Here is an 11,631-nt window from a genome sequence, read left to right as displayed (position 1 = left end):
ACCCCCGTGGCGGGGGCCGGCGCCGTACGCGGCCCGGTCAGGCCCGGCGGCGGCGCCGGGCGACTATGGCGCGGGTGACGAGCGGCGGGAGCAGGTCCTTGGCCAGCTTGCGCAGGCGGGCGCCCGGGCGGGGCGCGGGCCGGGCGACCGGCGGCGCGGTGACGACGGGCTCCACCGGCTCGGGCTCCTTCAGCGGCTTCGGCGCGGTCGGCGCCGTCGCGGTATCGCCGCCGATCCGCACCAACGGCCGGCCGTGCACGATGTCCACGCCGTGCCACAGGTCGTCGCGGCCCTCCAGCCACGACAGCATGGCCGCCTGGTGGGGCTCGGGGTCGCCCCAGGTCGCGTACAGCTTCAGGGCCGAGACGGCGATCACCCGCAGTTCGCCGGTGGCGACCGCGGCCCAGACGGCGGCGGCGACGCCCGGGCAGTGCTCGGAGCGGTAGTCGTCGAAGACGACCACCGCGTTTTCGCCGGCGACCAGCCGCGAGGAGTCGATGTCCTGGACGACGTGCTCGTGCAGGTGCGACGCGTCGATGTGGACGAAGCGGCAACTCCCGGGCCGTACGCGGTCGGAGACCACGGAGGTCGGCGCCTGGATGACCGTGGGCAGCTCCTCGTGGAAGGCCAGGTAGTTCGTCTCGAACCCGCGCCGGGTGAGCGTCGGGTAGGAGTCACGGGTCTCGGCGAGGTTGAAGTCGTCGGGCGCCGGCGAATCGAAGAGGTCGCAGACGGTGAACTCCTCACCGTCGCGCAGGTATCCGCCCAGGAAGATGGCGCTCTTGCCCATGAAGGCGCCCAGTTCGAGGATGTCACCCGGGGTTTCGGCGTCCTGGTTCTGGCGGGTGAGGAACCAGTCGAACAGCACCTGGTCATGCGCCGAGAACCAGCCCTTGACCTCGTCGAACGACCGGGGGACGGGCGGTGCAGGCTCATCGTCGGGAGTGGTGACGGGAGCCTGTGACACGTGCGACACGGAGAGTCATCCTCCAGTGGAGTGGCATCGGTTCAACGCTGATACCTGGCCAGGTATTGAGGACCATAAGCCCTCGTACTGGCGTCTGACGAGACTTCGCAGCAGGGACTGCTTCCTCTTCCGCGGCGGATCCGCCCCGCGAACAGCGTTCGCGAGCCTCGGAAACCACCCCCGCAGCCGCCGCAGCCCGCGCAGCCCGCGCCGAGGGACGGGGGGTCGCAGACGCTCCGGTCGCGGTTCGATGAACCGGCGGAACCGGCGGAACCGGCGGAGCTCGACGCGTTCGACGGGGAGCGGGGGCCGGCGGCGGAGCGGTCCTCCTTGTCGGGCCCTGGGCCGCCCACCATCGCCAGTGCCGGTTCGGGCAGCGTGAGGGCGTTCAGTCCGCGCCGGCTGACCTCCGCGACGGTCCTACGGTTCCCGGCCGGCAGGCGGGTGCCCCGGTCGGGCCGAGGTTCCCAGGCTTCGTCCGTGAGGACCCCCTCGTACCGGGCCCGGCCGGCAGGGCTCGCGCCGCGGGCGCGGGGCCGGTCGTCGCGCCCCGCGTACCGTCCCGCCCGGACGACGAGGAGCAGGGCGAAGGCCCCGAGCGGCCGGAGCCAGTGCCAGGGGCCGTCGGCGGCGGCCGACCAGATCGCCGCCGCGATCCCGAGGACGCCCGCCAGGCACGCCGCCGCGGCTTCGAAGTCGGTGGCGTCGTCGACGCCCTTCTCGCGGGCCTTGTCCATGGCCAGCCCCTGTTCGACGAGCCGGGCCGCGACGCGGGCCACGGCAGCCGAGCCGGCCGCCTCGTCGCGCACGACGGCGGCCGGACGGACGTCGCCCGCGCTCCTCAGGGCGAGGACGGCGGCCTGCACCGGATCGCGCGGACGGCGACCGGTCAGGTCGAGCCGGTGGTCCGCGGTGATGGGCAGCCGTCCCGCCAGGTGGAGCGCCGCCATCGCGGTCTCGGCGACGGCCGAGGCGCCGTTGCGCAGGTGGGCGACCTCGTACATCGTCAAGGCGTCCCGGGCCGGCCGGGGCGTGCGCGCCCGGGCCGGGTCATGCGGCGGTCGGCCAGGGTCCGCAGGAGGTCGGCCGCTGCCAGGAGGACCGCGGCGGGAACGAGAAGGTACGCAAGCCACACGACTACCCCCCGGTGTACGGCTCTTGGGGATGAGTGTGGGGCCGTCCCGGGAACGCGACAGCACCCCGGACAGTGCCGGAGTGGGCTGTCCGCGACTACCGCGCGCAGGGGTCCTTCGACAGGGCCAGGCGCCGCAGGCGCTGGGCAGCGGCGTCGCGTGCGCGGCCGGTCCGGGCGGAGGCCGCGAGGACGGCCAGCGCCTCGTACGGGGCCGGGGACAGGGCGGCGGTGTGCTGGCACCAGTCGGAGGCTGCGGTGAGTTCCGCGGCCGACCACGCGCCGCCGGCCTCCATCGCCTTCAGCAAGGTCCACTCGCGCAGCCGGCGTGCCGGGAAGGCCCGTCCCTCGACGGCGGGCCGCAGGGAGCTCGCCCAGAGGGGGAACGCGCCGTCGGCCGCGAGCCGCACCGCCCGCCGGTCGAGGTGGGTGACGACGGCGCTGTCGGCCATGACGGGGTCGGGGTCGCCCAGGACGGCGGCCACCGCCTCGGCCTCGGCCGTCGTGCCCGCGGCTGCGGCGAGGCGGTCGAGGTGCCCGGCGTAGCCCGAGCGGCCGGGAGCGGGCCGCGGCGCAACGGGCGGCGGGACCGGGCCCGGGAGCGGTCGCCCGGCCTGGTCCGCCGGGTCGTCGCCCTGCTCCCGGATCGTCTGGTGCTCGCGTATCCCCATGCGGCCATTCCACACGACCGGGGTGAACAGACGGCGCGCAGGGTCCCGTAGGGGCGGGGGTGGCCGGGGGCTGGGCCTGGGCCGGGGCCGGGGCCGGCGTTTCCCGTCGGACCGGTTCCACCGGATCCCTCACCCCCGGGCTCAGGGGCCCGGCGGGCCCCGACCCGCCGAATGCAGGGCCCGCCGAATCCGTCGCCCCCGCGCTGAGGAGCCCGCCGAATCCGGGGCCCGCCTGATCAGGGCCCGCCGAATACCGGGCCGGCGGGTTCAGCCGCCGTGGGCCTCGTGGCCGCCGGAGCCCTGCTCCTCGTCGTGGCCGCTCTCCGGCAGCGGGGCACCCGTCTCCAACAGGGTCTTGAGGCTGGAAGCGAGCAGGGGCCAGGCGCGGCCGCACATGCCGACGAGGGTGCCGCCCGGTACGAACCCCTCGTGGTGGACGGTCAGCCGTGCCAGGGTGTCGCCGACCGGCTCGATCTCGTACGTCACCCGCGTACGCGGCTGGCCCGCCAGCTCGGCGCGCAGTTCCTCGTCGATACCGACGGCGGCGGCCCACTGGGGGGTGAAGGTGTGCCAGGTGTAGCTGAGCCTGCGGTCCGGTACGCAGTCCAGGACGACCTGCTCCGGGTCGCTGGTGCGCGCCCCGCGTTCGACCCAGTCCATGGCTGAGCCCACCGCCCAGTCCGTCTCGAAGCTCAGGCCCCAGTAGCGACGGGTGAAGGCGGGCTCGGTGAGGGCCTGCCAGACCCGGGCCGGGTCGGCCTGGATGTACAGGGTGTAGGTGATGTCACTGTCGGTCATGGGCCCATGCTGCGGGACCGGCCGCGCCCGGCACCGGATTGGTCGGGTCGCGGCGGCGGGTGCCGTCACCAGCGGATGCCGTGCTCCGGGAGTTCCGTCGGCGGGGTGCGGGGCGGCGCGGGCAGGGAGAGGCGGGCGCGGGCGGCGTGGACGGCCGCGAGTTCGTGGTGGCCGGCGGCACCCCAGTCGCTGAGCTCGCGCACCTGCTCCGGGGTGGCCAGCAGACGCGCGTACGCCGGATCGGCGGTCGGGCCCGCCGCGGTGAGCCGGGCCGCGGTCCGGGCGAGGGCGCCCCGTTCGGCGTAGCGGTAGCCCAGCGCGAAGGCGGCGACGGCCGGCTCGGCGGTGGGCGGCGGCAGCCGCACGGCGCCGGTGGCGCGGGCGACGAGGAGCAGGACCCGGCCGTCGGGGGCGAAGAGCCAGCCGGAGCGCTCCCGTACCGGCAGGTGTGCGGGGACGGGGCCGGGGATCCAGGCGCCGTGCTGCGGGGTGCGGCGGGTACGCAGGACGCCGAGCCGGTCGAGGGCGGTGGGGGTGGTGGGGCGTCCCGCCTCCAGGAGGGCGGGGCCGCCGCCCGCGATCCGGGCGCGCAGGGCGGACAGGGCGCGGCGGGCGTCGGCGGGCTCCATCAGGGTGGTCAGGTCGGCGGGCTCGGCGAAGTCGATGCCGGTGACCTCCTGCGCGGGGAGCCGGACGGACCGGATCCGTTCCGAGGCCCACGTACCTCCGTCGTAGACGTGGAGGATCTCGCCGGGGAAACCCATCTCGGGCGGGAAGCCGGGGGTGTCCGCGGGGATCCAGTCGACGGCCAGGCCGTGCGGGTAGTGGCCCTCGACACCGAGTTCCTCGCGCATCTCGCGGGCGGCAGCGGCTGCGGGCGACTCCCCCGCGTCCACGGCGCCGCCCGGCAACAGCCGGTCGGCGCGGTAGTCGACGCTCTGGACGAGGACCCGTCCGTCGGGGTCGGTGACGAGGACGACCGCCGCGGTCCAGAGCGTGGCGCGCGAGGCTCCGTACTCCTGCGGGGTCATCCAGGTGCCCGGCCGTCCGGGATCGTCGGTCAGCTGCGGCATCGGAACTCCGTTCACCGTGGGTGGACCCGCCGGGTTGTGCAACAGCGGGTGCGGTCCCCGGGTTACGGCGGACATCGGGCGGAACGCCCAGATCGGCTTTACCCTCGCTATACCTCCTTATGACCTGGTTATGTCGATCTTGATACCGTCCGCGATGCGGGCTGGCGGCGTGAAAACCGCCGGTCCGACCACGTACCCGGACCGAGGAGACAGCACAGCCATGCGACGCGCACCCCGTACGGAGACCAGCACGGCCACCGGGAAGCGGTGGACCGTGCCGATGGTCGTGGGGGTCACGGGAGGCGCAGCGGTGCTCGCCTTCGGCGGGCTGTACGCGGCCGGGCTGCTCCTTGCCGGGGAGGAGGTCGCGCCGGGCACCAAGGTGCGCGGCGTCGACATAGGCGGGATGACCCGCGCCGAGGCCCGTCAGGCCCTGGCCAGGGACCTCGGGCCGTCCGCGACGGCGCCGCTCGGCCTGCGGATCGGCGAGCGCACCGAGCAGGCGGCCCCGGCCACGCTCGGCCTGTCGCTGGACACCGCCGGCACCGTCGACCGTGCCGCGCGCGCCGGCTCCGACCCGTTCACGGTGATCGGCCGGCTCTTCGCCTCCGGCGACCCGGACGTGCGCCCGGTGGTCCGCTTCGACGAGAAGGCGGCCCGCGGGGCACTCGACGGCATCGGCAAGAAGACCGGCCAGGGGGCCCGCGAGGGCGCGGTGACCTTCGAGAAGGGCAAGGCGAAGGCCACGGCACCGGCCGCGGGGATCGCCCTCGACGTCGACCGCTCGCTCGACGCGCTGCGCGCCGCCTACCCGCGCCCCGCGGGCTCGGCGGGCCCGTTGGAGCTGCCGGTGCGGCGCACGGAGCCCCGCGTCGGGCAGCAGGAGACGGAGCGGGCCCTGAAGGAGTTCGGCGAGCCCGCCATGGCGGCGCCGGTCACCCTCACCGTGGACGGCAAGCGCGTACCCGTGGCCCCCGCGGCGCTCGGAAAGCACCTGTCGATGAAGGACGACGGCACGGGCCGCCTGGTACCGGCCCTGAACGAGAAGGCCCTGCTGGCCGATCCCGCCGTCGGCGGGCCGCTGCGCCAGGCCTCCCCCGGTCCGGTCGAGGCGAAGCTGCGGGTCGATGCCGCCGGGCAGGTCGGCGTCGCCGAGGAGGGCCGCGCGGGCCGCCAGGTCACCGCCGGGACCCTGGGCAAGGCCGTGCTGCCGCTGCTCACCCTCAGCGGCGCGGCGGCCCGTACGGGCGAGGTCGCCACCGAGGAGGTCCAACCCCGGCTGACCCGTGAGAGCGTGGCGCGGCTCGGGCTGAAGGAAGAGGTGTCCTCGTTCACCGTGCCGTTCGAGCGGGCCCCGTACCGGACGACGAACATAGGTCGGGCCGCCGAGTTGATAAACGGCTCGGTGGTCATGCCCGACGAGACGTGGAGCTTCAACCAGCGGGTCGGCGAACGGACGAAGGAGAACGGCTTCGTCGACGGCATCATGATCAACAACGGCGTGTACGAGAAGGCCGCGGGCGGTGGCGTCTCCGCCGTCGCGACGACCGTCTTCAACGCCATGTTCTTCGCCGGCGTCAAACCCGTGGAGCACGGGGCGCATTCCTTCTACATCGAGCGCTACCCGGAGGGCCGCGAGGCCACGGTCGCCTGGGGCAGCCTCGACCTGCGGTTCTCCAACGACTCGGGCAAGGCCCTGTACATCCAGGCGGAAGCCACCGACTCGTCGGTCACCATCACCTTCTTCGGGACGAAGAAGTACGACGAGGTGAAGGCGGAGAAGGGCCCGCGCACCAACGTCAAACCGCCCGCCACCCGCACCGGCACGGGCCCCAAGTGCGAGCCGCAGTCGCCTCTGGAGGGCTTCGACGTGGCCGTCGACCGGATCTTCGTGAAGGGCGGCGAGGAGGTGAGGCGCGAGACGATGAAGACCCGTTACACGCCGCGCGACACCGTCACCTGCACCGCCTGACCCGCCGCCCGTTCCTCTTCTCACCCATCAGTGTGACGGGTGCCGTCCCGGGGCGTGGTGGTGCGGCAGGCTGGGCGGATGCAGCCGCGTCGAGCACCGTCCCCGTCCGTGATCCCGCCCCGGACCCCGCCCCGGCCCTTGCCCCGGCCCCGGCTGCCGCTGGTACTGGCCGTGGTGATGCCGGCCGTGCTGCTGCTGGCCGCCGGATGCGTGAGCGTGCGCCCGCCCGCTTCCGTCGGGGCGTCGGCGCCCGGAGCTGTGGCCGGCAGCCCCTCCCCTCGGCAACCGGTGTCACCGGGCTGGCCGTTGGGGCCGCTGCCCGAGACCGGGACGGTACCGCCGCCGACCCCGGACGGGCCGACCGGCGCGGCGGCACCCGCGAAGCGCGCGGCACCGGCGGCCGCACTGGAGAGGCCGGCACCGGAAGGACCCGCACCACGTCGGGCCGGGGACCGTCCGCCTCGCCGGACCGCTCCCGCACGGCCCGCCCGACCCCCGAAGGCCGTACGCCGCGCACCCGCCCCGGCCCCCGCCCGCGCGCCGAAGCCGCGCCAACGGCAGGAGCCGCCCGGGCAGCGGCCCGCGCCGCAGCGCACGTTCGACATGGCCCCCCTGTGCGCGGCGGCCCGGGGCCGGGTGGACCCGGCCATCGTCGCCCTGTGCCGTTAGGGCCTGTCGTGCTGCGGGGGTGCCGTTGGGCCTGCGGCCCGGGGCGCCGTCGTCGGGTGTGCTGCCGGGGCGCCGGAGAACGGCCCGGGTCGGGCGGCGCGGGCCGGCATCATCGCGGAATGCGCCTGATTGCCGACGGGACCACCGTGATTTCGCGGTTGGTGGTGGTGAACGACCTGGAGACCGATGACGGTCACGCCTTCGAGCTCACCGAGCCGCTGTTCCTCGCGGTCGGCGACCGGGTCCGCTTCGAGGGCGACGGGCTCGTCGTCGTACGGGCCGCCGGCGGGGAGCCCTTGGCGCGGGCCGGCGGCTGGGTCACGCGGTGCGGCCTCCGGGGCGGTCGCCGCCGTCGCCTTCACGCCCGGGGCGCGGAAACGCGTTGATCGTCGTGCGGACGCGCCATCGGCGAGGTCCGGCGTGAAAGGCGACCACCGGACGGGGGTAGCGTCACGCGTCCACGGGGCGCCAGGCCGGACCGTTCCCGTCGTGCCGGACGTGCCCGAACACCACGTCGGCGAAGTGGACGCCGAAGCCGATCGTGTCGGGCTCCGCCAGCTCGGCGACCAGGCGGTGGCGGTGGCCGGCGGTCCGGACCCGGTCGTGGTCGAAGTCCGAGGACCAGTCGGGGTGGTCGATCTGGATCGGCGAATGCACGGCGTCGCCGAAGGCGATCAGGCGCCGTCCGCCGCCCGTGATGACGTACTCGGCGTGCCCGACGGTGTGGCCGGGGGTGAACCGTACGCGTACGCCGGGGAAGACCTCCTGGCCGTCCGTGATCGTGCGCACGCACGGTGCGAGGGCGGCGACCTGCTCGGCCATGCCCTGGGCCTCCAGGAGGTCGCGCCGGTCCCACTCCGGCTCGGCGATCAGGTGGTCGGCGTGGGCGAACACGAGGCGGTCGCCGCCGGGCGCGGGGTGGCACGCCCAGCCGAGGTGGTCGGAGTGGAGGTGGGTGAAGGCCACCGCCTCGACGTCCTCGGGGCGGCGTCCGAGTTCCGCCAGGCCGCGCGGGAGCGCTCCTCCGTGGATCGCGGCGACCGCGCCTTCGGGGGCCTCGTGCGCCTGCGGGCCGAAGCCCGCGTCGATGAGCAGGGCGCGGTCGCCGTGCTCCACCAGCAGGCCGCCGACGCTCCCCACGAGGTGGCCCGCGGCATCGAGGTACTCGGGGTGCGCGGCCCACACCTCGTCGGTGCTGTCCCGCAGCAGCTGCCGCGGCCGGAGCCGCACGTCACCGTCCGGTACGTACGACACCTTCGTGTCGCCCAACCGGATCGAGCGGATCCCTGCCGGCCGGCTCAGACGTAGGGCGTGCCGATGCGGGGTCAAGTCAGGCATTTTCTCTCCACAGTGATATTCCGTCAGGCCGCGAACCGGGCGGTTGTGCGGCGACGACGCTCACCATAAACATCAAGCTGGAATCATTCAAGCTGTAAATATTTCACCTTGATGTTGTTTGGTAGGGTGGGGGCATGACGACGTCACCCGAGCCGCAGGCCATCGCCGAGCGACAGCTGTGCGGCCTGGTGAACGGACTGGCCCAACAAATCGCCGAGCACGTACGGGAGCGCGCCGCCACCCTCGGCCTCACCTCTGCCCAGGCGGTCGCCCTGCGGGAGATGAGCGGGCCGATGACCATGCGGGACCTGGCCGAACGCATGAGCTGCGAGCCCTCCAACACCACCTTCGTCATCGACAAGCTGGAGAAACAGAGGCTGGTCGAGCGTCACCCGCACCCCACGGACCGCCGCGCCAAGCACCTCGTCCTCACCCCCGAGGGCACCGAACTGCGCGCACGCCTCCTCGCGCTGCTCGCCGTCGACTCCCCGCTGGCCGGGCTCGCCCCTCAGGAGCAGAGCGTCCTCCACGGCCTGCTGGAGCGGGCCATCACCCGTCGGTGAGGCCCGGCTCGGCGACTTGGGGCGCGACGCCGCCGTTGCTGCGGAGCCGTTGGTTTCGGTTAGGTTCGATCACGTCGCGCCCGGCACCGGGCCGATGCAGGGCGAGCGGGGGGAGTGCGGGCATGGCCGACGCGGGAGCGGACGGACGGGCGCTGGAGGTCGTGCGGGCATTGCGGGACCTCTCACGCGAACAGCCTTACGGGGCAGAGCTGTTGACGGGCTTCTCGGACGCGGAGATGGACTCCTGGACGGCCGCCGTACCGGAGTCCGTACGGATCGTGCTGCGCGGGATCGGCGGGGTACGGACCGAGGAGGACGAGTACGTCTTCGGGCCGCGCGGCCGGCAGACCTTCACGGACGGGTACTGGACCCTGGGCGCGCCCGACTTCGGTGAGGGCTCGCTCATCGTCGCCGTCGGTGCCGGTGCCGGTGCCGCGGGTGGCGTGTGGGGGCCGGTCGTGACCGTGTTCCCCTTCCGCGACGAGCGGAACGTCACCATCGAGGCACCCGACTTCCTCGACTGGTTGGCCGGTCTCACCGCACGGCTCGCGAAGGCCCTGGAATCCGGCGAGGCCCTCGAACCGGCTGTCCCCGAGGCGCACGTGTCGGCCGTACCGAGCATCGCCGCGGCCGAGGGACCCGACGCCGCGCTCGCCGCGCTGGCCGGGCCCGGGGACTCGCTCACCGATCTGGTGGACCTGCGCGCCCTCCCCGGTTACCCCTGCGGGGTGAACTGGGAGCCCTACTTCTCCACCTCGTCGGGGACGGCGGACACCGGCAGCAGTGACGTCCAGTACCGGTTCGCCGCGGACGCCAACGTGCTGTTCCTGCGCAGCGTGGTCAGCGGCGACTTCCTCGGACGGGCGGTGCGCCGCCACCGGGAACCCGCCGACGCCGCACACCGGGCGGTGGCCGGGTTGGGCGAACTCGCCCGACGGTTCCCGGAGTTCGTGCGACTCGCGCCGGGCGCGACCGACTCCGCGATGGACGCCTGGGACGTTCCCGTCCCGGACGCGATCCGTACGGTGCTGCGCGCGGTCGGCGGGGTGGACGTCGCGGGGTTGCCCGCGCTGGTACTGCTGCCCGGCGCCGCGGAGCACGGGGTGGACCCGGAACTGCACCGGATGCTGGGCGGCGACGGAACGTACCGGCCGCTGGCCCGGCTGCGGTACGGCCGCTCGGAGGCGCTGCTCCAGGTCCGGACCGATCCGTCGAGCCGGCAGTGGGGACACGTGGTCTGCGTGCCCGCCGATCCGGCGCGGCTGCGGGAGTTCCCCGAGGCGGCGCTGGTCGCCGAATCGCTGACCGGGCTGTTGCTGGAGTACCTGCGACTGGCCCGACGGGCGGCGGCCGGAACGGACTTCACCGGGCAGGTGCGCCACGACCCCACGCGGCTGCTGCCCGGCGCCGGACACCCGTGGCCGCGTCCCCGGCCCGTGGCGGAGTGGGTCGGGGACGCCGATCCGCTGCGCGCGGCGGCCGCCGCGGAGCTTCCGGCCGGATCGTACGCGGCGGATCTGCGGGCGGTGCCGATCCCGAGCGAGGTGTGTTTCCACCGGGCGCGGGAGTGGCCGTACGCGGCCCGCCTGGACCGGCTGTCGTTCCCGGCGGGCGGCCGGCTGGTGGCCGCCGTCCCCGTGGCGGCCCCGGCAGACGCCCCGGCGGGTGGTTAATCGGATGGATTCACCCGATCCGGATACCTAGAGTGACCGGGCAGGCCGTCGTCGAGCAGGAGCCGAACATGCGCACCCACTACCCCCGTACGGCGCACCTGCCCTGGTCCCCCGGTGCGACCTCGGACGACGTACGGGTCTCCGGGCCCTCGGCACTCGCCGGGCGCGAGGTCGTGGTGACCGAGAAGCTCGACGGGGAGAACACGACCCTGTACGCGGACGGCCTGCACGCCCGCTCCCTGGATTCGGCGCACCACCCCTCGCGGGCCTGGGTGAAGGGTCTCCAGAGCCGGATCGGCTCCGGGATACCGGCGGGCCGGCGGGTGTGCGGGGAGAACGTGTACGCCCGGCACTCGCTGGCCTACGAGGACCTCGACAGCTGGTTCTACGGCTTCTCGGTGTGGGACGGCGACCACTGCCTCGACTGGGACCGGACCGTGCGCTTCCTGCGCCGGCTCGGCGTCCCCTCCCCGCGCGTCCTGTGGCGCGGCGTCTACGACGAGCGGGCGCTGCGCAGGCTCCGGATCGACACCACCCGCCAGGAGGGCTACGTCGTCCGTACGGTCGCGGGCTTCGAACGCGAGGACTTCGGGCGGTACGTGGCCAAGTGGGTCCGCGGCGGACACGTGCGCACCGACACCCACTGGATGTACGCGCCCGTGGTGCCGAACGGGCTCGGCCCGACGGCTCCGCTGTGGTCGGCCGCGTCGGGGTCCGAGCCGGACGTGCCGGGGCTGTTGGGCGCGCTCGGGCTGGGTCCGGAGCCGGCGGCCGG

The 11,631-nt window shown here is 74.5% G+C and carries 11 protein-coding genes; 5 read left to right on the top strand and 6 right to left on the bottom strand.

The window, feature by feature from the left end:
• Positions 1–37: 37 nt before the first annotated feature.
• From NOD94_RS37570 to NOD94_RS37550, 5 genes are all read right to left on the bottom strand, one after another.
• The gene (locus NOD94_RS37570) at positions 38–976 is read right to left on the bottom strand and encodes a class I SAM-dependent methyltransferase (RefSeq protein ID WP_281210730.1); all 939 of its coding nucleotides are present in this window, start codon (positions 974–976) and stop codon (positions 38–40) included.
• Between the two features lie 32 nt (positions 977–1,008).
• Positions 1,009–2,100: a TIGR04222 domain-containing membrane protein gene (locus NOD94_RS37565; protein WP_281210729.1), complete on the bottom strand. Its 1,092-nt coding sequence runs from the start codon at positions 2,098–2,100 to the stop codon at positions 1,009–1,011.
• A gap of 97 nt (positions 2,101–2,197) precedes the next feature.
• Positions 2,198–2,770, bottom strand: a complete 573-nt coding sequence (locus tag NOD94_RS37560; protein WP_281210728.1) for a hypothetical protein — start codon at positions 2,768–2,770, stop codon at positions 2,198–2,200.
• Between the two features lie 267 nt (positions 2,771–3,037).
• Entirely contained in the window at positions 3,038–3,568 is a 531-nt protein-coding gene (locus NOD94_RS37555; RefSeq protein ID WP_281210727.1) for an SRPBCC family protein, read from the bottom strand.
• A gap of 65 nt (positions 3,569–3,633) precedes the next feature.
• Positions 3,634–4,641: an NUDIX hydrolase gene (locus NOD94_RS37550; protein WP_281210726.1), complete on the bottom strand. Its 1,008-nt coding sequence runs from the start codon at positions 4,639–4,641 to the stop codon at positions 3,634–3,636.
• A 220-nt stretch (positions 4,642–4,861) separates the two neighbouring features.
• Between NOD94_RS37550 and NOD94_RS37545 the strand changes: the two genes are divergently transcribed.
• Together NOD94_RS37545 and NOD94_RS37540 are read left to right on the top strand one after the other, a co-directional pair.
• Positions 4,862–6,613, top strand: a complete 1,752-nt coding sequence (locus NOD94_RS37545; RefSeq protein ID WP_348652374.1) for a VanW family protein — start codon at positions 4,862–4,864, stop codon at positions 6,611–6,613.
• A 788-nt stretch (positions 6,614–7,401) separates the two neighbouring features.
• Complete coding sequence (locus NOD94_RS37540; protein ID WP_281210725.1) at positions 7,402–7,668, top strand: hypothetical protein; 267 nt, start codon at positions 7,402–7,404, stop codon at positions 7,666–7,668.
• A gap of 64 nt (positions 7,669–7,732) precedes the next feature.
• Here NOD94_RS37540 and NOD94_RS37535 read toward each other — a convergent pair whose 3' ends face one another.
• Entirely contained in the window at positions 7,733–8,620 is an 888-nt protein-coding gene (locus NOD94_RS37535) for an MBL fold metallo-hydrolase (RefSeq protein ID WP_281210724.1), read from the bottom strand.
• Positions 8,621–8,754: 134 nt separating this feature from the next.
• Between NOD94_RS37535 and NOD94_RS37530 the strand changes: the two genes are divergently transcribed.
• From NOD94_RS37530 to NOD94_RS37520, 3 genes are all read left to right on the top strand, one after another.
• Entirely contained in the window at positions 8,755–9,183 is a 429-nt protein-coding gene (locus tag NOD94_RS37530; protein ID WP_281210723.1) for a MarR family transcriptional regulator, read from the top strand.
• 122 nt (positions 9,184–9,305) lie between these two features.
• Complete coding sequence (locus tag NOD94_RS37525; RefSeq protein ID WP_281210722.1) at positions 9,306–10,856, top strand: hypothetical protein; 1,551 nt, start codon at positions 9,306–9,308, stop codon at positions 10,854–10,856.
• 68 nt (positions 10,857–10,924) lie between these two features.
• Positions 10,925–11,631: RNA ligase family protein (locus tag NOD94_RS37520; RefSeq protein WP_281210731.1), on the top strand; the 707-nt coding region annotated here is incomplete at its 3' end.

The sequence above is a fragment of the Streptomyces sp. Isolate_45 genome (assembly GCF_024721315.2).
Lineage (GTDB): Bacteria > Actinomycetota > Actinomycetes > Streptomycetales > Streptomycetaceae > Streptomyces.
Note: the sequence above shows the minus strand (reverse complement) of the source record. Positions and strands in the feature narration are given on the sequence as shown.